We start from the raw sequence: 20,125 nt of genomic DNA, 5'->3' as shown, positions 1-20,125 counted from the left end.
TCTGCACGACCAACGCGATCGAGTCGGTGAACGCCAGGATCCGGCGGGCGGTCAAGGCCCGCGGGCACTTCCCGAACGAGCAGGCCGCGTTGAAGTGCGTCTACATGGCGATCATGTCGCTCGACCCCACGGGCAAGGGACAGGCCCGCTGGACCCTGCGCTGGAAGACCGCGCTGAACGCCTTCGACATCACCTTCGACGGCCGGCTCTCCGCAGCCCGTCAGTAACCTCAACCACCCTCGTTACACCGTTCGATTGACAGACCCTCGTTTGACGTCACCGTCAGCGGACGACGGGTGCGCAGAGCGGGTCGTCGGGGTTGTTGTCCGTCGGGCTGAGGGCGTTGCCGAGGGTGTCGGTGGCTTGGCGTTGGAGGCGGAGTCGGACGTGTAATGGTGACGTCGGGTATTGGAACTCTCCGAATGCCTGATGTTGATCAAGCAGTGGCGGGTCAAAGGTCTCCGGGGGTTCCGGTGGCGGCGAAGTGTGCCACGGCGTCACGGAGCTGTTCGAGGAAGTCGCGCAGGTTGGTCGCGATGGGCTCGAAGTCGCTGTCAGGGGAGGCGGCGTGCGAGCGGTGCACCCGACTGTCGCGGCCGATGGCGTAGAGGATCCCTCCGCCATTGCTGGCGAAGATCGTGCCTTCGTCGCCGTCGTTGAGGAGGGCTGGCCCGTCGGAGAGCTGGCTGATGGTGGTGTCGGCGGTGTGGATGAAGAACGCGTTGCCGATGTCGGGCATGGCCACTTCGTTGATCACTTTGTAGAAGGTGACCAGGTCCGGTGGGGTTGCTGGCTGTGTGCGCAGGGTGTCGAGGGAGTCCAGCTGGTCGGGGGCCGCCAGGACGACCTCGTTCGCGCCGGGCGGGAAGGGGTAGTAAGTATCGAACGCGGCCAGGACGGACTGCAGGTGTGCGGTGACGGCTGCGGCCCAATCCCGGACCCAGTTCGGGTCGAGAGAGTCGGTGTTCACGGTGATGTCCTGGTGCTCGGTGGTGTGGGGCGGCCTGGGGCGGAGGAGCGTGCGCTGACTTCGGCGGCGTAGCTGGCCCAGTCGCCGGCGGAGAGCCGTTGCCAGGCGACGGCGACGTCGGTGTGGATGCCCAGGGTGCGGGCGAGGATTGCGGCGGGGATTTCGATGGCGAGCTGGAAGAGTGCGATGCTGCGGGCCTGATTGGGGCGGATTCCGAGGTTGTTGAGCCGCTGGGTGAGCCGTGTGGTGCTGATCGAGGATCTCCACGTGCCAGCGGTCCGCGTAGATCCGTGCGAGTTCGAGCGCGGGTGCCTGCTCGCAGTCGAGCAGAGTAGTGATCAGCGCGAAGACTTCAGAGACGCCGTCGTCGTCGGTGACGCTGTACTCGATCACGCGGACGGTGACCCGCTCCCGGGCGCGTTTGCCGCGCAGCTCGAACAGGGTGCGTTCGCCGACCTCAATGGAGTCGAAGGCGGGCCCCGATCAGTGCCATGCTGCCGCACTCCGCGAGGGCGACCAGGCGGGCCTGCGGCAGGACTCCGCCGGCCGGGGCGTCAAAGGTCGCGGCGTTGTCCGCACTGGCGGGCACGTCGAAAACCGTGCCGTCCACAACGACTTTGCGCAGGCCACGCCAGAACACCTCCTCATGACCGGCGGGAATCGTCGGCCTCGCTGTGGCCTCGAACAGTGCACACATCGGTGCGCTTCCCAACCGGTCCTGTGCCCGGGAGATCGCCCCGTCCGTCGGTACGACGTAGCCGCCCCGAGCCCACCGCAGTCCGCGCAACAGGTTCCGCACAGCCTGGATGGCTTGGTGAAGCGCTGGCGTCAATCTGAGCTGTAGCGGAAGAAGAGAAGGCCGTCGGCGTTGCGGGTCACTTCTTGATGTGCGTGAGGAAGGTGAGCCACGTGGTGGGGGAGAGGCTGAACTGGGGGCCGGACGTGTCCTTCGAGTCGCGTATGAGGACAGTGGCGGGAGTGGTGGCCACTTCGACGCAGTTGGAGGCGTCGGGGCTGTAGGAAGACTTGCGCCATGTGTGATCGGACATAGTGACTCTCTCAGATCTCCTGGGCGATGCGGTGGATCAGGTCGCGGGACTCGGCGGGCTTGAGGGCGTTCGACTCCATGCGGTCGAGCACTGAACGGTACTTGTCCAACTGGGCTTCCGCGTCCAGGAAATCGCATCCGTGGTGAGTGTCCAGCTGCACGGTGTCGAGCTGTGGGACAGGGCCCAGCAGGTAGTCGATCGACTGTCCCGTACCCGGGAAGGAGCCTTTGCCGAACGGGATGACCCGAGCGGTGACGTGTTCCAGTTCGCTCATGTCCAGCAGGTGCCGGAGCTGGGCGCGGACGGTCGTGGAGCCGCCGTACCCCATGCGCAGCGCGGACTCGTGGATCACCGCCGTATAGGGAGGTGGGTCCTCGCGGTGGAGAATGCCCTGGCGCTTGATGCGGTGGCTCACGCGGTGCTCGATCTCGTACTGCCTCAAAGGTGGTACGGCTTCGCGGAAGAGTGCGCGGGCGTGGTCCGTGGTCTGCAGCAGCGCCGGGATGTGGACAACAAGAGCCACCCGCAGGGCTGCCGCGTGGTGCTCCAGTTCGGCGAGGTCGATAAGGCCTGCCGGGAGGTGCTCCCGGTACTCCTCCCACCAGCCCCGCGATCGCCGCCCGGTCATCGCGGCCAGGGCGTCGACCAGTGCGGCGTCGGGGCAGGCATAGGCATGTGCCATGGAGTGGATCCGGTCGGCGCTGACGGGCGTACGGCCTGTCTCGATCATGCTGATGCGCGCCTGGTTGACGCCGAGCAGTTCACCGGCACCAGTCGCGGTGAGGCCGGCACGTTCACGGAGCTTGCGCAGCTCAGCGCCCAGTCTCCGCTGCCGCAGCGTCGGATTGTTCGTGGGCGGCAAAGTGTGTCCCTCCCGGCCGCGAGGCGGCGCGTTTCTCCCTCACACGAGTGAAGCATGGATGGTTGCCGCTGATTCCGTAGGAACCATCTAACCATCGGTCCTACGGTAGTCACGCAACGCTCGACAGCCCACTCCGTAAGCCGGAAGTGCACCGCACGCCGCGGCACCGCCACCGCCCGACGGAGCTGTTGAGCGAGTCCAAGTCCCCTCCAACTCCCCTGGAGACAACCATGGTCACCGTAGCCCCGCCCCACCCCTGGACGTACGCCCTTCGCCTCCCCCATGACCCCCGCGCGGTACGCGTCGCACGCATGACGGTGCGGGCCGCGCTCGACGGGCACGGTATGCGGGACGCCGTCGACGTCGTGGAGTTGCTGACGTCGGAGTTGGTCACCAACGCCTATCTGCACACCAAGGGGCCCGCCTCCCTGCGGCTCACGGGGCTGAGCTGCGGTCGGCTGCGGGTCGGGGTGTGGGACAGCGACCCGTACGTCCCCGCTCCGTTCAGCGGGGCCGGCGACGGCTCCGTCCCGCTCGCTCCGTCCGACGCCGAGTCCGGGCGCGGGCTGTGCCTCGTGCGGGAGCACGCCGACTCCTGGGGCGGTTGGGCCCTCGAGGGCGGTGCGCCGGGGCGAGGGGCCGGGAAACTGCTCTGGTTCGAAGTGGGTGGGCGTGCGAAACTGCCGCTGTTGCGGAAGTGAACGGTGTGGTCAGGGGGCGGAACAAGGATGAGCAAGCGGCAGACGCGGAAGATGCTGCACCTGATGGCGAGCGGGGAGCCGGTCGAGCTCACCAGTGCGATGGCTTCTGTGAAGAAGCTCGCCCGACTCGCCTTCGTCGCCCAGCAGTTCGGGTACGAGTACGCGGACGTACGGCAGGGCGGCGGGAACAACAGCCAGCTGAGGATGCTGATCGTGCCCGATCACAGCCCGCAGGCCCGTGCCCGCGCCGCGCAGAACTGGGCGCAGTATCCGAACGCCGGCGACGGGGTGTCGGTGCCGCCGCTCGTGCCGGACGCCTTCGAACTGCTCAAGGCCCGCATCAACTTCGACCTCACCGGCAAGAGTGCCGAGAAGCGGATGGGCTACGGCGCCATCGGTGTCTCCATCGGCTGCGTGATCGTGCCCTTCCGGCTCGGGGGGACGTCCTCCGACTTCGTCATCGCGGCCGTCATCTGGCTCGCCCTCATGGCCCTCTTCGGCATCGGCCTGGTCGTCAACCGCAGGCGCAACGCCAAGTTCGCGGCCCGGCTCCAGGCGGCCGGATTCGTTCCCGTGACGGACGAGACCGGCCGGGTCCGCCACCTGCCCCCGGGCGGGCAGATACCGGGCCACGGCAACCCCTTCGGCGGCGGCCCGTACGGCGCCCAGGCACCCGGAATGCCCCCGGCACCCGGAATGCCCCAGGCCCCCGGAATGCCCCCGGCCCAGGGGATGCCCCCGGCCCCCGGTTACGGGCACCAGCCCCCGACGCCCTACGCCCAGCCCGCCCCCTACGCCCAGCCCGCCCCCTACGCCCAGCCCGCCCCGTACGCCCAGCCCGCCCCGTACGCCCAGCCCGCCTACGGCACCCCGCCCGCGCCCGCCCCGTACGCCGCCCCGCCGCAGCCCCCGGCCCAGGCGCCCGGTGCCTACGGCCACCCCCAGCCCCAGCCGCCGTACGGACAGCCCGTCCAGTCGCCCGGGCACCAGCCCCAGCAGGACATCCAGCAGAACCCCCACTGGCAGCCCCCGGGGCGCTGACCCGGCACGCCGCCGAACCTCACCGCGCCGCCCGCACCCGCTGCCGGACACCTCTCACCCCGCCCCCGCCACGGGTGAGAGCAACGTTCCCTGCCGGTCACCGCGTGCCACGGCGCCGAAACTCTCCCTCCCTACCTTCGGGATCAACCCCGCGTGGCACCCGCCCGCGCCCCGCCCGGAGAACAGTGGAGGCCCCATGACAGCGCCCAGCGGCCGCTGGATCCAGCAGTGGGATCCGGAGGACGAGACCTTCTGGAACCGGACCGGAGAGCGGATCGCCCGCCGCAATCTCCTCTTCTCCGTACTGTCCGAGCACATCGGGTTCTCCATCTGGACGATGTGGTCCGTGCTCGTGCTCTTCATGGGCCCGGAGTACGGGCTCACGCCGGCCGACAAGTTCCTGCTGACGTCGATGGTCACGCTGGTCGGCGCCGTGGTCCGGGTGCCGTACACCTTCGCCGTGGCGGTCTTCGGCGGGCGGAACTGGACGGTGATCAGCGCCGGACTGCTGCTCGTCCCCACCGTCGCCGCGTTCGCCGTGATGGAGCCGGGCACGTCCTTCTCCACGTTCCTGCTGGTCGGCCTGCTGGCCGGCATCGGCGGCGGCAACTTCGCCTCCTCCATGACCAACATCAACGCCTTCTTCCCGCTCAGGAAGAAGGGCTGGGCGCTCGGACTGAACGCCGGCGGAGGCAACATCGGCGTCCCGGTGATCCAGCTCGCCGCACTCGCGATCATCGGCGCGAGCGGCGGACCGCGCGTGCTGCTCGGCCTCTACATCCCGCTGATCGTCGCCGCCGCCGTGCTCGCCGCGCGGTACATGGACAACCTCGCCTCGGTGCGCAACGACACCGGCGCCGCCAAGGACGCCGCGCGGGACCCGCACACCTGGATCATGTCCTTCCTCTACATCGGCACCTTCGGCTCGTTCATCGGCTTCAGCTTCGCCTTCGGACAGGTGCTCCAGACCCAGTTCGGCCGTACGCCGCTCCAGGCCGCGTACGTCACCTTCATCGGCCCGCTGCTGGGCTCGCTGATCCGTCCGGTGGGCGGATGGCTCGCCGACCGGTACGGCGGTGCGCGGATCACGCTGGGGAACTTCGTCGCCATGGGCGCGGCGACCGGGGTGCTGATCGTCGCCTCCATGCAGAGGTCGCTGGCGCTGTTCACCGTCGCCTTCGTCGTCCTGTTCGTGCTGACCGGACTCGGCAACGGGTCGACGTACAAGATGATCCCCGGCATTTTCCAGGCGAAGGCGCTGGCCAGAGGGCTGGCGGGCGAGGAGGCGGCCGCGTACGGGCGGCGGCTGTCCGGGGCGGCCATGGGGCTGATCGGCGCGGTGGGCGCGCTCGGCGGGGTCGGAATCAACCTGGCGTTCCGCCAGTCCTTCCTCTCCTACGGCTCCGGAACCGGCGCGTTCGTCGCGTTCCTCGCCTGTTACGCGGTCTGTTTCGCGGTCACCTGGGCCGTATACCTGCGCCGCCCGGCGGCCCGGCCGAGGGACACCGATGCCGTACCGGAGGAGAAGCCGCAGCTCAGCTACGCCGAAGTGTGACGGCAAGGACGTAACACTGGTGACACGAAGCCGAACCGAGCCCGTCACGCATCGTTGACAGGCTCGACCGGCGGGGAGGTGGAGCCGCACCTCCCTCGCGGTACGCCGACTCGAGCGGGACGAGAGCCATGGACGACGAACAAGAGCAGCCACCGCAGCACGGGCCCCTGGCGGGGTTCACCGTGGGGGTGACCGCGGCGCGCCGTGCCGACGAGCTGGGCGCGCTGCTGGAGCGGCGCGGAGCCGCCGTGCTGCACGCCCCGGCCCTGCGGATCGTGCCGCTCACCGACGACAGCGAGCTGCTGGCCGCCACCAAGGAGATCATCGGGCAGGTGCCGGACATCGCGGTCGCCACCACCGCCATCGGCTTCCGGGGCTGGGTGGAGGCCGCCGACGGCTGGGGACTGGGCGAGGACCTGCTGGCGCGGCTGCGCGGGGTGCGGATCCTGGCGCGCGGGCCCAAGGTGAAGGGCGCGATCCGGGCCGCCGGGCTGACCGAGGAGTGGTCACCGGCGTCGGAGTCCATGGCCGAGGTGCTCGACCGGCTCCTGGAGGAGGGCGTCGACGGCCTGCGGATCGCCGTACAGCTGCACGGTGAACCGCTGCCCGGGTTCGTGGAGTCGCTGCGGGCCGGGGGAGCGGAGGTGGTGGGGGTGCCGGTCTACCGGTGGCTGCCGCCGGAGGACCTCGGTCCCGTCGACCGCCTCATCGACGCGGGTGTCGCCCGCACCCTGGACGCGGTCACCTTCACCAGCGCGCCCGCCGCCGCGTCCCTGCTGTCCCGCGCGGAGGAACGCGGACTGCTCGACGACCTGCTCGCCGCCCTCGGCCACGATGTGCTGTCCGCCTGCGTCGGCCCGGTCACCGCGCTGCCGTTGCAGGCCCGCGGCATCGACACGGTCCAGCCCGAACGCTTCCGGCTCGGCCCGCTGGTCCAGCTGCTCTGCCGGGAACTCCCGGCGCGGGCACGCGCGTTGCCCGTCGCCGGGCACCGGATGGAGATCCGGGGGCACGCGGTCCTGGTGGACGGCGCCCTCAGACCCGTACCGCCGGCCGGGATGTCGCTGCTGCGGGCGCTGGCCCGGCGGCCCGGCTGGGTCGTCTCCCGCGCGGAGCTGCTGCGTGCCCTGCCGGGCACGGGCCGCGACGAGCATGCGGTGGAGACCGCGATGGCACGCCTGCGCTCCGCCCTCGGTGCCCCGAAACTGATCCAGACGGTCGTCAAGCGCGGTTACCGCCTCGCCCTGGACCCGACGGCGGAGACCAAGTACGGCGACGACTGAGCACGGGGGGTTCCGGGGGCCGTGGCGGGCGGGCACTGTGGGAGGTGAACGGTTTCCCGGATCGCTCACCGGCCCCGTACACGGGGCCACCCTAGGCGGTGGCAGGAACATGGCACTGGGTACGGTCACGGCGTCCTACGAGCTGAGGTTCGACACCGGGCGGGTCTGTCTGGATCTGCTCGCGACCGCCCATCCCGACGAACGGCTCGACTCCGCGGCGGCGCTGCGCGCCTGGATCACCGGCTCCCGACTGGTGCCCGGCGACACCTCGCTGGCCCATGCGGACACCTCCTGGCTGGTGGCGTTCCGCGAACTGCGCGGGCAGCTGGCCCCACTGGTGCGCGGCCGCCCGGCGCCCGGTGTCCCGTCGTACGCTCTCGCCCTCGCCCGGGTGAACGACCTCGCACGCGCGGCGCCCCCGGCACCCCGCGCGGTGCCCGGCGAGGACGGCACGCTGGTGTGCCGGCTCGACGGACCGCCCGGCCGGGCCGCGCTGCTCGCGGCGGTCGCGCGGGACGCGGTGAACCTGCTCACCGACCCCGTCGCCCGCGCGAGCCTCAGACAGTGCGAGGGCGACAACTGCCCCATCGTCTACGTCGACACGTCCCGGGGCCGCAGGCGCCGCTGGTGCTCCAGCGAGGTGTGCGGCAACCGCGAACGCGTGGCCCGCCACCGCCGCCGTGCGGCGCTCGCCCGCACCTGAGGGAATGTCCGGATCAAGTCCCTTGCGATATATGCGGCTTCCGCGTGCCGCGCCGGGCGAGAATTGCCGAAGTGATGTGCGTTACACCTCCGTTCGCCTCCCGCGCCCGATGGATGACGCGGCCGGCCTTGCCGCTGTGTCGGAAATGTAAAGAAGCGGAGGGGGGAATGTGCTCTCATGTCCCGGTCGGCGCGCCGCTCCGCAGAAAACCGCCGTCTCCCTTTGAACACCCGCCCCTTGCCGTCCGTACCGGTTGTCGAGCGACCGACTGGGGGATCCCCCGGACACCGGAGGTGGGCGTGCGCAAGGATGCGGCCGTGGCCAATGAACGTGGATCGAGGGCCCGACATCGCATGTCCTCACAGCCCTCGGAACCTGACGAGGAGCTGATGCGTGCGCTGTATCGCGAGCACGCCGGGCCGTTGCTGGCCTACGTCCTGCGGTTGGTCGCCGGAGACCGGCAACGCGCCGAGGACGTCGTGCAGGAGACGCTCATCCGTGCCTGGAAGAACGCCGGTCAGCTCAATCGGGCCACCGGTTCGGTACGCCCCTGGCTGGTGACGGTCGCCCGGCGCATCGTCATCGACGGCCACCGCAGCCGGCAGGCCCGGCCGCAGGAGGTCGATCCGTCGCCGCTGGAGGTCATCCCCGCGGAGGACGAGATCGACAAGGCGCTGTGGCTGATGACGCTGTCGGACGCGCTCGACGACCTGACCCCGGCCCACCGGGAGGTCCTCGTCGAGACCTACTTCAAGGGGCGTACCGTCAATGAGGCGGCACAGACACTCGGCATACCGAGCGGCACCGTCCGTTCCCGCGTGTTCTACGCCCTGCGGTCGATGAAGCTGGCTCTGGAGGAGCGGGGGGTGACGGCGTGATGAGTGTGTACGGGGGAAACCAGGGATTCGGCACGGGCGGTACGGGTATGTCTGGTGCCATGGAGGGATCACCGGTGCCGAACGAGCACGAAACCGTCGGCGCCTACGCCCTCGGTATCCTCGACGACGCCGAAGCAACCGCTTTCGAGGCGCACCTCGCGTCCTGCGAGTGGTGCGCCCAGCAACTCGACGAACTCGCCGGTATGGAACCGATGCTGGCCGCCCTCGCGGACCTGCCCGGCACCGGGACGCCCGCGCTGGGCGAGTCCCTGTCCGCCAGGCCCGCGCCCCGCGTGGTGGAGAAGCTGGTCGACGAGGTCGCCGAGCGCCGCGCCAGGAAGCGCCGCCGCAACTTCTACATGGTGGCCGCCGCGGGCGCGCTGATCGTCAGCGGTCCGTTCGTCGCCGTGGCGGCGAGTGGCGGGGGCGACGAGTCGGGCGGCGGGAGCGGTACCAACCGCACGCTCGCGGCCAACCCCGCGAAGGAAGCCTTCGAGGGCGCCTCCGACAAGATCTCGGCCACCGACCCCGGCACCAAGGTCGCCGCGACCGTGGCGCTGGAGGAGAAGACCTGGGGCACCGGTACGGTCCTGGAGCTGAAGAACGTCACCGGCCCGCAGAAGTGCTCGCTGATCGCCGTCGGCAAGAACGGCGAGCGGGAGACCGTCACGTCCTGGTCCGTCCCGGAATGGGGTTACGGTATGCCGGACGCCAAGACGGACAAGGCCAGGCAGCCGCTGTACATCGAGGGCGGCGCCGCGTTCGAGCCCAACGAGATCGACCACTTCCAGGTCATGACCTTCGACGGCAAGCTGCTGGTCGAGGTCGACGCGTAGCCGATCGGTGCCCCCTTCGCGTACGGTTGACGGCTGCCCAGCACGTCAGAAGGGGGCCCGGTGGCCGCTCAGGCTCAACAGCAATCCGCGGTCGAACCGGTTCACGACTCCGTTCGGGACCGGGAGATCCGCGTCGAACAGGAACACCTGGACCGGGTGTACCTCCGTCTGGAGGAGAAGATCCACGAGGCGGAGTTCCTCATGCGCGACGCCGCCCGGCGCGGCCACGTCGGCACGCCCGGCGCCCTCGCCGAGCGGGACGCCCAGGTCTTCCGGGCCGGCATCCACCTCAACCGGCTGAACAACGAGTACGAGGACTTCCTCTTCGGCCGGATCGACCTGCTGGCCGGGAAGGACGGCAAGAAGGGCCCCGACGGCGCGTACACCGCCGTCGAGCCCGCCGACGGGGCCATCCGCACCGACAACACCGCCGACATCGCCGAGACCCTGCACATCGGCCGCATCGGCGTCCTCGACCAGGACTACGCCCCGCTGGTCATCGACTGGCGGGCGCCGGCGGCCGCACCCTTCTACCGTTCCACCCCGGTCGACCCCGGCCGGGTCGTGCGGCGCCGCGTCATCCGTTCCAAGGGCCGCCGGGTCCAGGGCGTCGAGGACGACCTGATGCGCCCCGAGCTGACGGCCTCCCTGGACGGCAGGGAACTGCCGGTGATCGGCGACGGCGCCCTGATGGCCGCGCTCGGCCAGGCCCGTACGCACACCATGCGCGACATCGTCGCGTCCATCCAGGCCGAGCAGGACCTGGTGATCCGCGCCCCCGCCGCCTCCGTGACCTACGTCGAGGGCGGCCCCGGCACCGGCAAGACCGCCGTCGCCCTGCACCGCGCGGCCTACCTCCTCTACCAGGACCGGCGCCGTTACGCGGGCGGCATCCTCATCGTCTCGCCCACTCCGCTCCTGGTCGCCTACACCGAGGGCGTGCTGCCCTCCCTCGGCGAGGAGGGGCAGGTCGCCATCCGCGCCATCGGCTCCCTCGTCGACGGCGCCGAGGCGACGGTCTACGACTCCCCGGCGGTGGCTCGCGCCAAGGGCTCCTACCGCATGCTGAAGGTGCTGCGGAAGGCCGCGCGCGGAGCACTGGAGCTGAACGATTCACCCCAGCGGCTGCGAGTGGTCGCCTTCGGCCGGCGCCTGGAGCTGGAGGCGGAGGAACTGGCGGGCATCCGCCGCACCGCCCTCGGCGGCACCGCCCCGGTCAACCTGCTGCGCCCCCGTGCCCGCAAGCTGCTCCTCGACGCCCTGTGGGAGCGCTCCGGCGCCGGGAGCCGGCACACCGATCCGGAACTGGCCGCCGAGCTGCGCTCCTCCTTCGACGAGGACATCACCTCCGAGGACGACTTCACCGCCTTCCTCGACGCCTGGTGGCCCGAGCTGACCCCGGCCGCCGTGCTGGACGCCATGGCCGACGACAGACGCCTGGGCCGCTGGGCCCGCCGCGTCCTCAACCCGGGCGAGGTGCGCAGGGTCGCCCGCTCGCTGAAGCGGGAGGGGCGCTCCGTGCACGACATCGCGATGCTCGACGAGCTCCAGGCCGTTCTCGGCGTCCCGGCCCGCCCCCGCAGGAAGCGCGAGCTCGACCCGCTGGACCAGCTCACCGGCCTGGAGGAGCTGATGCCGGTGCGCGAGGAGACCCAGCGCGAGCGGGCCGAGCGGCTCGCCCAGGAGCGCGTCGAGTACGCGCACGTCATCGTCGACGAGGCCCAGGACCTCACGCCGATGCAGTGGCGGATGGTCGGCCGCCGCGGCCGGCACGCCACCTGGACGGTCGTCGGAGACCCGGCCCAGTCCTCCTGGTCCGACCCCGACGAGGCCGCCCAGGCCCGCGACGAGGCCCTCGGCAGCCGCCCGCGCCGCCGCTTCGAGCTCACCGTGAACTACCGCAACCCGGCGGAGATCGCCGAGCTGGCGTCGAAGGTGCTGGCCCTCGCCATGCCCGGATCCCCGTCGCCGAGGGCGGTGCGCTCCACGGGCGTCGAGCCGCGGTTCGCCGTCGCGCGGGGCTCGCTGGGCGAGACCGTGCGCGGCGAGGCCGCGAGGCTGCTGGACCGGGTGGACGGCACCGTCGGCGTGGTCGTCGCCATGCAGCGGCGGGAGGAGGCCCGGCGCTGGCTCGACGGGCTCGGCGACCGCGTGATGGCGCTCGGCAGCCTGGAGGCCAAGGGTCTGGAGTACGACGCGACGATCGTCGTCTCCCCCGCGGAGATCGCCGACGAGTCCCCCGCGGGCCTGCGCGTCCTGTACGTCGCCCTCACCCGGGCCACCCAGCAGCTGACGGTGGTCTCGGCGGACCGCGACGAACCGGACGCCGACGGGGTGCCCGATCTGCTGAGGGACTGAACGGGCCGGATGCCCGGGCAAAGCGCTCGTGCCAGGGGAATGGTCATTCGGCATCCGTTTGTTAGCCTGGGTGTGGCACCGGCCCGATCCAAGCCCCCGGGCCCAACCTTCGTCGCTACGAGCGACCACTTGCCGCGAGGCGAGCATGGCGGGTCGGTGTCATCAAGCGTGCGAGAGGCCCACGTCACCCCTCAGTGACGTGGGCCTCTGCTGTTGTCCGACCGTGTCTCGTAGGGTGGAAATCGTTTTCCGGAGACAGCGTCTCCGGTGAACAAAACGTCCGCAATCCCAGGCGGCTACCGCGTACCGATCGGTAGGTGCGACGATCGGACGGCACAGTGAGCGACACGGTAAAAGCAGAGGAAGTCGGCCATGGCAACGGCGCCCAGCGTCTCCTACTCGATGACCATCCGGCTGGAGGTGCCCGCAGGCGGAACCGCGGTCTCCCAGCTCACGGGGGCTGTCGAGTCCCACGGAGGCTCGGTGACGGGCCTCGACGTGACGGCGTCCGGCCACGAGCGGCTGCGCATCGACGTCACCATCGCGGCCACCTCCACCGCCCATGCCGAAGAGATCGTCGAGCAGCTGCGCGGCATCGAGGGCGTCACCCTGGGCAAGGTCTCCGACCGTACGTTCCTGATGCACCTCGGCGGCAAGATCGAGATGGCGTCGAAGCACCCCATCCGCAACCGTGACGACCTCTCCATGGTCTACACGCCGGGTGTGGCCCGGGTCTGCATGGCGATCGCCGAGAACCCCGAGGACGCCCGCCGCCTCACCATCAAGCGCAACTCCGTTGCGGTCGTGACGGACGGCTCCGCCGTGCTGGGCCTGGGCAACATCGGCCCCAAGGCCGCCCTGCCGGTCATGGAGGGCAAGGCCGCCCTGTTCAAGCGGTTCGCCGGCATCGACGCCTGGCCGCTCTGCCTGGACACCCAGGACACCGACGCGATCGTGGAGATCGTCAAGGCCATCGCCCCGGGCTTCGCCGGCATCAACCTGGAGGACATCTCCGCGCCGCGCTGCTTCGAGATCGAGGCCCGGCTGCGCGAGGCGCTCGACATCCCCGTCTTCCACGACGACCAGCACGGCACGGCGATCGTCGTCCTGTCCGCCCTCACCAACGCGCTGCGGGTCACCGGCAAGTCGATCGACACCATCCGCGTGGTGATGTCCGGCGCCGGCGCGGCCGGTACGGCCATCCTGAAGCTGCTGCTCGCCGCGGGAGTGAAGAACGCCGTGGTGGCCGACATCCACGGTGTGGTGCACGCCGGCCGAGAGGACCTGGTGGACGCCGCCCCCGGATCCGCCCTGTGCTGGATCGCCGACAACACCAACCCCGAGAACCTCACCGGCACGCTGAAGGAGGCCGTGCGCGGCGCGGACGTCTTCATCGGCGTCTCCGCCCCGAACGTCCTCGGCGGCGAGGACATCGCCGCGATGGCCGAGGGCGCGATCGTGTTCGCGCTCGCGAACCCCGACCCCGAGGTCGACCCGGCAATCGCCCGGCAGACGGCGGCCGTTGTGGCCACCGGCCGCTCCGACTTCCCCAACCAGATCAACAACGTGCTGGTGTTCCCGGGTGTCTTCCGTGGACTGCTGGACGCGCAGTCCCGCACCGTCAACACCGAGATGATGCTGGCCGCCGCGCAGGCGCTGGCCGCTGTGGTGACCGAGGACGAGCTGAACCCGAACTACATCATCCCCAGCGTGTTCAACGACAAGGTCGCGGGCGCGGTCGCCGGTGCGGTGCGCGACGCGGCGAAGGCCGCGGGGGCGTAGACGCCGGGGCTTGCGGGGCGGCGAGACGCCGTGAGGGGCTGTGAGGGGCTGTGAGGATCACCACGCGCCGGTTTGAACCGGCGCGTCGTGGAACCCGTAGGTCCTGGCAGCCCTCTAGGGTGGCGGCCAGACCCGGGCTCCGGCCCCTGCTGTCCGCTGTCGGAAGCGGACGGAGCGTCATCGCACTCCGCCCGTGGCGCTCTTCGTGTGACTCCCACGGGTGTTCTCACGGCTGCTGCGGGTGCCGGATTGGCATTACCGCCGCAGGTAGGGGCAGGATGCGTCCCTGGGCGCGAGGGTCTGACGACGGACCCGGGTCCGGGGACTCACCGAGGAACCTGGCAGCATCGGCTTCGCCGTGCCCGACATGCGGCTCCGCCGCGTGGCACGCCTCAACGGCAAGAAGAACACGGGAGTAAGAACATGAACCGCAGTGAGCTGGTGGCCGCGCTGGCCGACCGCGCCGAGGTGACCCGCAAGGACGCCGACGCCGTGCTGGCCGCGTTCGCCGAGGTCGTCGGCGACATCGTCTCCAAGGGTGACGAGAAGGTCACCGTCCCCGGCTTCCTGACCTTCGAGCGCACCCACCGGGCCGCTCGCACGGCGCGCAACCCGCAGACGGGTGAGCCGATTCAGATCCCCGCGGGATACAGCGTGAAGGTCTCCGCGGGCTCGAAGCTCAAGGAAGCCGCCAAGGGCAAGTAAGGACGCGCAAGCGGCGTTCAGGTCCGGCGCCGGGGGTGGCTGCGGGTCGGCAGTGGCTGGTCGCGCAGTTCCCCGCGCCCCTTCGGGGCGCTTTCACCTACGCCGATGGGGCGGTCACCCGGAAACGGGTGCCGCCCCATCGGCGTCTTCGTGCAAGGTCTCGGTGGAAGGTCTCGTCAGCCGAGTGCCTTGCCGGGGAGTTCGGCCTTTGCGCCGAGCTCCCTGAGTTTCTCCATGCTGTGTCTTCCCGGGGGGTAACCCCCGGACCCCCAGCCGGAGTGGTGCGGCCGGGGCCGGGCCGGGTGGCGTGGAAGGTCTCGTCAGCCGAGTGCCTTGCCGGGGAGTTCGGCCTTTGCGCCGAGCTCCCTGAGTTTCTCCATGAAGTTCTCGTAGCCGCGGTTGATCAGGCCGATGCCGTGGACGCGGGAGGTGCCCTGGGCGGCGAGGGCGGCGATGAGGTAGGAGAAGCCGCCGCGCAGGTCGGGGATGACCAGGTCGGCGCCCTGGAGCCGGGTCGGGCCCGAGACGACCGCCGAGTGCAGGAAGTTGCGCTGGCCGAAGCGGCAGTTCGAGCCGCCCAGGCACTCGCGGTACAGCTGGATGTGCGCGCCCATCTGGTTGAGCGCGGAGGTGAATCCGAGCCGGGACTCGTAGACCGTCTCGTGGACGATCGACAGACCCGTCGCCTGGGTCAGCGCGACCACCAGCGGCTGCTGCCAGTCGGTCTGGAAGCCGGGGTGCACGTCCGTCTCCAGCGCGATGGACTTCAACTGCCCGCCGGGGTGCCAGAAACGGATGCCCTCGTCGTCGATCTCGAAGGCGCCGCCGACCTTCCGGTAGGTGTTCAGGAAGGTCATCATCGAGCGTTGCTGAGCGCCATGGACGTAGATGTTGCCCTCGGTGGCCAGCGCGGCGGACGCCCACGAGGCGGCCTCCAGGCGGTCGGGCAGGGCGCGGTGGGTGTAACCGCCGAGACTGTCCACACCGGTGATGCGGATCGTCCGGTCGGTGTCCATCGCGATGATCGCGCCCATTTTCTGCAGGACGCAGATCAGGTCCTCGATCTCCGGCTCCACCGCCGCGTTGGACAGCTCGGTGACGCCCTCCGCGAGGACGGCCGTCAGCAGCACCTGCTCGGTCGTGCCGACGGACGGGTACGGCAGCTGGATCTTGGTGCCGCGCAGCCGCTGCGGGGCCTCCAGGTACTGGCCGTCCGCCCGCTTCTCGATGGTCGCGCCGAACTGCCGCAGCACGTCGAAGTGGAAGTCGATGGGCCGGCCGCCGATGTCGCAGCCGCCCAGGCCGGGGATGAAGGCGTGCCCGAGCCGGTGCAGCAGCGGGCCGCAGAACAGGATCGGGATCCGCGAGGAACCGGCGTGGGCATCGATGTCAGCGACGTTGGCGCTCTCCACATGCGTGGGGTCGAGCACCAGTTCGCCCGGCTCGTCCCCCGGGAGGACCGTCACCCCGTGCAGTTGCAGCAGACCCCGTACGACCCGGACGTCGCGGATGTCCGGAACGTTGCGCAGGCGGCTCGGTGCGCTGCCCAGCAGCGCGGCGACCATGGCCTTCGGCACGAGATTCTTCGCGCCGCGGACACGGATCTCGCCCTCCAGCGGGGTTCCGCCGTGGACCAGCAGGACATCGTCGTTGACGGTCATGAATCTCGCGTTCCGTGGAGAGGGGGGCAGGGGCCTGAAGCCACAGGGTAATCGTCCCCGGCCCCCCTTCAGTAAGTCCTCGGAGGGCCAGAGGGCGTCATGGCTCTGTCACAACACGAACCGTTCCGCACCGGGCACATGCGGTCACCGCGCCCCCACGTGCGCCGGGTGTGCACCCGCCCGCCCTCCCGTCTCCGGCCACCACCCCCGAACGGAGCCTTACCAGGCCGCTCCTTCCGATTCACGGCCGCATTCACCCCCGTACCCGCATTGCCTCCCCTCCCGGAGGCAAGATGCGGGATCATGTCTGGCATGACCGAGGTGTCCTCGCTCACAGGGCGGCTGCTCGTGGCCACTCCCGCTCTGGCGGACCCGAATTTCGACCGCGCGGTGGTGCTCCTTCTCGACCACGACGAGGAGGGCTCCCTCGGTGTCGTCCTCAACCGCCCGACGCCGGTGGACGTGGGCGACATCCTCGAGGACTGGGCCGATCTGGCCGGTGAACCCGGTGTCGTCTTCCAGGGCGGCCCGGTGTCGCTGGACTCGGCCCTCGGTGTCGCCGTCGTCCCGGGCGGGGCGGCCGGGGAGACCGCGCCGCTGGGCTGGCGCCGGGTGCACGGCGCGATCGGGCTGGTCGATCTGGAGGCCCCGCCGGAGCTGCTCGCCTCCGTCCTGGGCTCCCTGCGGATCTTCGCCGGTTACGCCGGCTGGGGGCCCGGCCAGCTGGAGGAGGAGCTGGTGGACGGTGCCTGGTACGTCGTGGAGTCGGAGCCCGGCGACGTCTCCTCCCCGTCCCCCGAGCGGCTCTGGCGCGAGGTGCTGCGCCGCCAGCGCAGCGAGCTGGCGATGGTGGCCACGTATCCGGACGACCCGTCGCTCAACTGATGCGTGTGAGCTTCAGTACCCTTGGCTGTTATGAGCACTCTTGAGCCCGAGCGCGGGACTGGTACGGGGACCCTCGTCGAGCCGACGCCGCAGACCTCCCACGGCGACGGTGACCACGAGCGCTTCGCCCATTACGTCCAGAAGGACAAGATCATGGCGAGCGCCCTCGACGGCACGCCCGTCGTGGCGCTGTGCGGCAAGGTCTGGGTGCCCGGCCGTGACCCGAAGAAGTACCCGGTCTGCCCCATGTGCAAGGAGATCTACGAATCCATGGGTGCCGGCGACGACAAGGACAAGGGCAAGGGCGACAAGTAGCCCCCTCCTTCCTCCAGCCCTCCTCCACCGTCCTCCACCGGTCCGGTCTACTCCCTAGAGGCCCCCGGGACGCGCTTTGCGTGCCCTGGGGGCCTTTGTGCTGTCCGGGCGTTGCACAGGATGCGTCCGCCGGTCACAGAGTGGTTGAGACCTCTTGTGGCGCGGTTCACCCAGTCCATAGCCTCCGGGGTGTTGTGCACAGCGAAACTGCCATTGCATATGTTGCAACGTGCTCGGAGGAGCAACTCCATGAAGCTGTCCGCCCGCCTGGTCGCCGTCGCGGCCGTCCTCGCCACCGCCGCCTGCGCGCCCCAGACCTCCGGCGACTCCTCCTCCGACAAGGACGAGACGACCGGCACCCTACGCGTCTGGCTCTTCCAGGAGGTCAACAACAAGCCAAAGGAACAGGTCGTCGACACCGTCCTCGCCGAGTTCGAGAAGGCGCACAAGGACGCCGAGGTTACCGTCGAGTACATACCCGTGGAGACCCGCGCCCAGCGCATCAAGGCCGCCTTCAACGACCCGGGGTCCGCGCCCGACCTCATCGAGTACGGCAACACGGACACCGCCGGCTATGTGAAGGACGGCGGACTCGCCGACGTCACCGAGGAGTTCGGCGCCTGGGGCGAGGCCAAGGACACCGACCCCACCGCCAGACAGTCGGTCACCGTCGACGGCAAGGTCTACGGAACCCCGTACTTCGTCGGCGTCCGCGCGCTGTACTACCGCACCGACGTCTTCGACGACCTCGGCCTCGACGTCCCGCAGACCCAGGCCGAGTTGATCTCTACCGCCAAGGAGATCCGCGCCGCCAGGCCCGAGTTGTACGGCATCGCGGTCGGCGGTGCCTACACCTACGGCGCGATGCCGTTCATCTGGGCCCACGGCGGCGAACTCGCCACCGGCAAGGGAGGCTCGTACGCCTCCGCCATCGACAGCGCCGAGGCCCGCAAGGGCATCGAGGCGTACACCTCGCTCTTCGGTGACGACAACTGCCCGGCCGCCAAGTGCGCCGGCATGGGCGGCAACGACACGGTGACCGCCTTCGCCTCGGGCAAGGCGGCCATGGCCATCGGCGGCGACTTCAGTCACGCCGCCGTGGAGGCGGGGAAGGTCAAGGGCAAGTACGCCGTCGTGCCGCTGCCGGGCGTCGAGGCCGGGTCCATCGCCCCCGCCTTCGCCGGCGGGAACAACCTCGGCGTGCTGAAGTCCACCTCGCACCGCACCCTCGCCGTCGACCTGATGAAGCGGCTCGCCTCGAAGGACACCCAGGGGGAGCTGTTCGACGCGATGGGCTTCCTGCCGACGTTCTCGGACGTGCGACAGCAGGTGGCCGCGAAGGAGGCCTTCGTGAAGCCGTTCGTCGAGACACTGGCGGCCGACACGAAGTTCGTACCGGCCTCCCCGGCCTGGGCGCAGATCGACTCGTCGCTGGTGCTGCCGACGATGTTCCAGGAGATCGTGAGCGGCAAGAAGAACGTGGAGGCTGCCGCCGGGGATGCCGCGAAGAAGATGAACGAGGCGTTCGGTTCGGTCGGATGACCGCGCCTACCAGCTCGCGGGGCGCGGCTCGTGTGCGGGAGCCGGTAGAGCGTGGCTGGTCGCGCCCACGCGGCGGTGGCCGCAGAACCGGTCCGGCCCCGCGCCCCTCCGGGCGGCGTTCCCGTGCGCCCTGGCTGTATCTCGTGCCTGCTCTCGTGGTCCTTGTGGGGTTGCTTGCCTATCCCCTCTATCAGCTCGGGCTGATCTCGCTCTTCCACTACACCCAGGCGCAGGTCAGTGGCGGTGAACCGACCACCTTCGAGGGGTTCGGGAACTACGCCGAGCTCTTCGCCGACGAGCAGTTCTGGCAGGTGCTGCTGGCCACCGTGGTCTTCGCGGCGGCCTGTGTGGTCTGCACGCTGGCCGTGGGATGTGCGCTCGCCGTACTGCTCACCCGCGTGCGGGCCGTGCCGCGGCTTGCGCTGATGCTGGCCGCGCTCGGCGCCTGGGCGACACCGGCGGTCACCGGCTCCACCGTCTGGCTGCTCCTGTTCGACGCCGACTTCGGGCCCGTCAACCGGGTCCTGGGACTCGGCGACCACGCGTGGACGTACGGACGGTTCAGCGCCTTCTTCCTGGTGCTGCTCGAAGTGGTCTGGTGCTCCTTCCCGTTCGTGATGGTGACGGTCTACGCCGGTATCCGCGCCGTACCGTCCGAGGTGCTGGAGGCCGCCTCCCTGGACGGGGCCTCGCAGGGGCGCATCTGGCGCTCGGTGCTCGCGCCGATGCTCCGGCCGATCCTGGTGGTGGTCACCATCCAGTCGGTGATCTGGGACTTCAAAGTGTTCACGCAGATCTACGTGATGACGGGCGGCGGCGGCATCGCGGGACAGAACATGGTCCTCAACGTCTACGCCTACCAGCAGGCGTTCGCGTCCTCGCAGTACAGCCTCGGCGCCGCGATCGGTGTGGTGATGCTGCTGATCCTGCTCGCCGTCACGCTGGTGTACCTGCGGCTGCTGCGCCGGCAGGGGGAGGAACTGTGACGCTCGTGAAACA

The 20,125-nt window shown here is 70.2% G+C and carries 20 protein-coding genes; 15 read left to right on the top strand and 5 right to left on the bottom strand.

Annotated features, from left to right (window positions below; all coding sequences use genetic code 11):
• A partial coding sequence (locus ACZ5C2_RS28605) for a transposase (RefSeq protein WP_468797496.1) occupies positions 1-227 on the top strand: 227 nt, incomplete at its 5' end.
• 224 nt (positions 228-451) lie between these two features.
• On the opposite strand, the gene ACZ5C2_RS28600 is transcribed toward ACZ5C2_RS28605, so the two are convergent.
• The 4 genes from ACZ5C2_RS28600 to ACZ5C2_RS28585 form a co-directional block, all read right to left on the bottom strand.
• The gene (locus ACZ5C2_RS28600) at positions 452-970 is read right to left on the bottom strand and encodes a hypothetical protein (protein WP_468797493.1); all 519 of its coding nucleotides are present in this window, start codon (positions 968-970) and stop codon (positions 452-454) included.
• Between the two features lie 457 nt (positions 971-1,427).
• On the bottom strand, positions 1,428-1,667 hold the full coding sequence (locus ACZ5C2_RS28595; RefSeq protein ID WP_468797490.1) for a hypothetical protein: 240 nt from the start codon (positions 1,665-1,667) through the stop codon (positions 1,428-1,430).
• Positions 1,668-1,845: 178 nt separating this feature from the next.
• Entirely contained in the window at positions 1,846-2,019 is a 174-nt protein-coding gene (locus ACZ5C2_RS28590; RefSeq protein ID WP_468797487.1) for a DUF397 domain-containing protein, read from the bottom strand.
• Between the two features lie 10 nt (positions 2,020-2,029).
• Positions 2,030-2,881 carry a helix-turn-helix domain-containing protein gene (locus tag ACZ5C2_RS28585; protein ID WP_468797484.1) on the bottom strand — a complete coding sequence of 284 codons (852 nt, stop codon included), beginning with the start codon at positions 2,879-2,881 and terminating at the stop codon, positions 2,030-2,032.
• A 230-nt stretch (positions 2,882-3,111) separates the two neighbouring features.
• Here ACZ5C2_RS28585 and ACZ5C2_RS28580 point away from each other — a divergent pair, with 230 nt between their 5' ends.
• From ACZ5C2_RS28580 to ACZ5C2_RS28535, 10 genes are all read left to right on the top strand, one after another.
• Entirely contained in the window at positions 3,112-3,582 is a 471-nt protein-coding gene (locus tag ACZ5C2_RS28580) for an ATP-binding protein (RefSeq protein ID WP_468797481.1), read from the top strand.
• Between the two features lie 27 nt (positions 3,583-3,609).
• A complete protein-coding gene (locus ACZ5C2_RS28575; RefSeq protein WP_468797478.1) occupies positions 3,610-4,623 on the top strand; it encodes a hypothetical protein in 1,014 nt (337 codons plus the stop codon).
• Between the two features lie 196 nt (positions 4,624-4,819).
• Complete coding sequence (locus tag ACZ5C2_RS28570; protein ID WP_468797475.1) at positions 4,820-6,178, top strand: nitrate/nitrite transporter; 1,359 nt, start codon at positions 4,820-4,822, stop codon at positions 6,176-6,178.
• Positions 6,179-6,306: 128 nt separating this feature from the next.
• The gene (locus ACZ5C2_RS28565; protein WP_468797472.1) at positions 6,307-7,461 is read left to right on the top strand and encodes a uroporphyrinogen-III synthase; all 1,155 of its coding nucleotides are present in this window, start codon (positions 6,307-6,309) and stop codon (positions 7,459-7,461) included.
• Positions 7,462-7,570: 109 nt separating this feature from the next.
• On the top strand, positions 7,571-8,164 hold the full coding sequence (locus tag ACZ5C2_RS28560) for a CGNR zinc finger domain-containing protein (protein WP_468797469.1): 594 nt from the start codon (positions 7,571-7,573) through the stop codon (positions 8,162-8,164).
• Positions 8,165-8,457: 293 nt separating this feature from the next.
• Complete coding sequence (locus tag ACZ5C2_RS28555; protein WP_037932079.1) at positions 8,458-9,042, top strand: sigma-70 family RNA polymerase sigma factor; 585 nt, start codon at positions 8,458-8,460, stop codon at positions 9,040-9,042.
• Between the two features lie 74 nt (positions 9,043-9,116).
• Complete coding sequence (locus ACZ5C2_RS28550; protein ID WP_468797466.1) at positions 9,117-9,878, top strand: anti-sigma factor family protein; 762 nt, start codon at positions 9,117-9,119, stop codon at positions 9,876-9,878.
• A gap of 60 nt (positions 9,879-9,938) precedes the next feature.
• Entirely contained in the window at positions 9,939-12,236 is a 2,298-nt protein-coding gene (locus ACZ5C2_RS28545; RefSeq protein ID WP_468797463.1) for a HelD family protein, read from the top strand.
• Between the two features lie 372 nt (positions 12,237-12,608).
• Entirely contained in the window at positions 12,609-14,018 is a 1,410-nt protein-coding gene (locus tag ACZ5C2_RS28540; RefSeq protein WP_468797460.1) for an NAD-dependent malic enzyme, read from the top strand.
• Between the two features lie 423 nt (positions 14,019-14,441).
• Positions 14,442-14,723, top strand: coding sequence for an HU family DNA-binding protein (locus ACZ5C2_RS28535; RefSeq protein WP_004987462.1), 282 nt, complete (start codon positions 14,442-14,444; stop codon positions 14,721-14,723).
• Positions 14,724-15,043: 320 nt separating this feature from the next.
• Here ACZ5C2_RS28535 and murA read toward each other — a convergent pair whose 3' ends face one another.
• Positions 15,044-16,384, bottom strand: a complete 1,341-nt coding sequence (murA, locus tag ACZ5C2_RS28530; RefSeq protein WP_468797259.1) for a UDP-N-acetylglucosamine 1-carboxyvinyltransferase — start codon at positions 16,382-16,384, stop codon at positions 15,044-15,046.
• 312 nt (positions 16,385-16,696) lie between these two features.
• On the opposite strand from murA, the gene ACZ5C2_RS28525 reads away from it, so the two are divergent.
• From ACZ5C2_RS28525 to ACZ5C2_RS28510, 4 genes are all read left to right on the top strand, one after another.
• Entirely contained in the window at positions 16,697-17,269 is a 573-nt protein-coding gene (locus tag ACZ5C2_RS28525) for a YqgE/AlgH family protein (protein ID WP_468797256.1), read from the top strand.
• 30 nt (positions 17,270-17,299) lie between these two features.
• On the top strand, positions 17,300-17,584 hold the full coding sequence (locus tag ACZ5C2_RS28520) for a DUF3039 domain-containing protein (protein ID WP_468797253.1): 285 nt from the start codon (positions 17,300-17,302) through the stop codon (positions 17,582-17,584).
• 249 nt (positions 17,585-17,833) lie between these two features.
• Positions 17,834-19,126 (top strand): extracellular solute-binding protein, encoded by a 1,293-nt coding sequence (locus ACZ5C2_RS28515; protein WP_468797250.1) that lies wholly within the window; start codon positions 17,834-17,836, stop codon positions 19,124-19,126.
• Positions 19,123-20,112 carry a carbohydrate ABC transporter permease gene (locus ACZ5C2_RS28510; protein ID WP_468797247.1) on the top strand — a complete coding sequence of 330 codons (990 nt, stop codon included), beginning with the start codon at positions 19,123-19,125 and terminating at the stop codon, positions 20,110-20,112. The genes ACZ5C2_RS28515 and ACZ5C2_RS28510 overlap by 4 nt, the downstream gene beginning before the upstream one ends.
• Positions 20,113-20,125: the final 13 nt, after the last annotated feature.

The sequence above is a fragment of the Streptomyces sp. NPDC031365 genome (assembly GCF_055569765.1).
Note: the sequence above shows the minus strand (reverse complement) of the source record. Positions and strands in the feature narration are given on the sequence as shown.

Coding starts and splice junctions, on each gene's coding strand:
- ACZ5C2_RS28560 (WP_468797469.1), top strand. CDS start 7,571: ATGGCACTGGGTACGGTCACGGCGTCCTACGAGCTGAGGTTCGACACC.
- ACZ5C2_RS28515 (WP_468797250.1), top strand. CDS start 17,834: ATGAAGCTGTCCGCCCGCCTGGTCGCCGTCGCGGCCGTCCTCGCCACC.
- ACZ5C2_RS28580 (WP_468797481.1), top strand. CDS start 3,112: ATGGTCACCGTAGCCCCGCCCCACCCCTGGACGTACGCCCTTCGCCTC.
- ACZ5C2_RS28540 (WP_468797460.1), top strand. CDS start 12,609: ATGGCAACGGCGCCCAGCGTCTCCTACTCGATGACCATCCGGCTGGAG.
- ACZ5C2_RS28590 (WP_468797487.1), bottom strand. CDS start 2,019: ATGTCCGATCACACATGGCGCAAGTCTTCCTACAGCCCCGACGCCTCC.
- ACZ5C2_RS28520 (WP_468797253.1), top strand. CDS start 17,300: ATGAGCACTCTTGAGCCCGAGCGCGGGACTGGTACGGGGACCCTCGTC.
- ACZ5C2_RS28525 (WP_468797256.1), top strand. CDS start 16,697: ATGACCGAGGTGTCCTCGCTCACAGGGCGGCTGCTCGTGGCCACTCCC.
- ACZ5C2_RS28575 (WP_468797478.1), top strand. CDS start 3,610: ATGAGCAAGCGGCAGACGCGGAAGATGCTGCACCTGATGGCGAGCGGG.
- ACZ5C2_RS28510 (WP_468797247.1), top strand. CDS start 19,123: ATGACCGCGCCTACCAGCTCGCGGGGCGCGGCTCGTGTGCGGGAGCCG.
- murA (WP_468797259.1), bottom strand. CDS start 16,384: ATGACCGTCAACGACGATGTCCTGCTGGTCCACGGCGGAACCCCGCTG.
- ACZ5C2_RS28535 (WP_004987462.1), top strand. CDS start 14,442: ATGAACCGCAGTGAGCTGGTGGCCGCGCTGGCCGACCGCGCCGAGGTG.
- ACZ5C2_RS28570 (WP_468797475.1), top strand. CDS start 4,820: ATGACAGCGCCCAGCGGCCGCTGGATCCAGCAGTGGGATCCGGAGGAC.
- ACZ5C2_RS28595 (WP_468797490.1), bottom strand. CDS start 1,667: ATGTGTGCACTGTTCGAGGCCACAGCGAGGCCGACGATTCCCGCCGGT.
- ACZ5C2_RS28565 (WP_468797472.1), top strand. CDS start 6,307: ATGGACGACGAACAAGAGCAGCCACCGCAGCACGGGCCCCTGGCGGGG.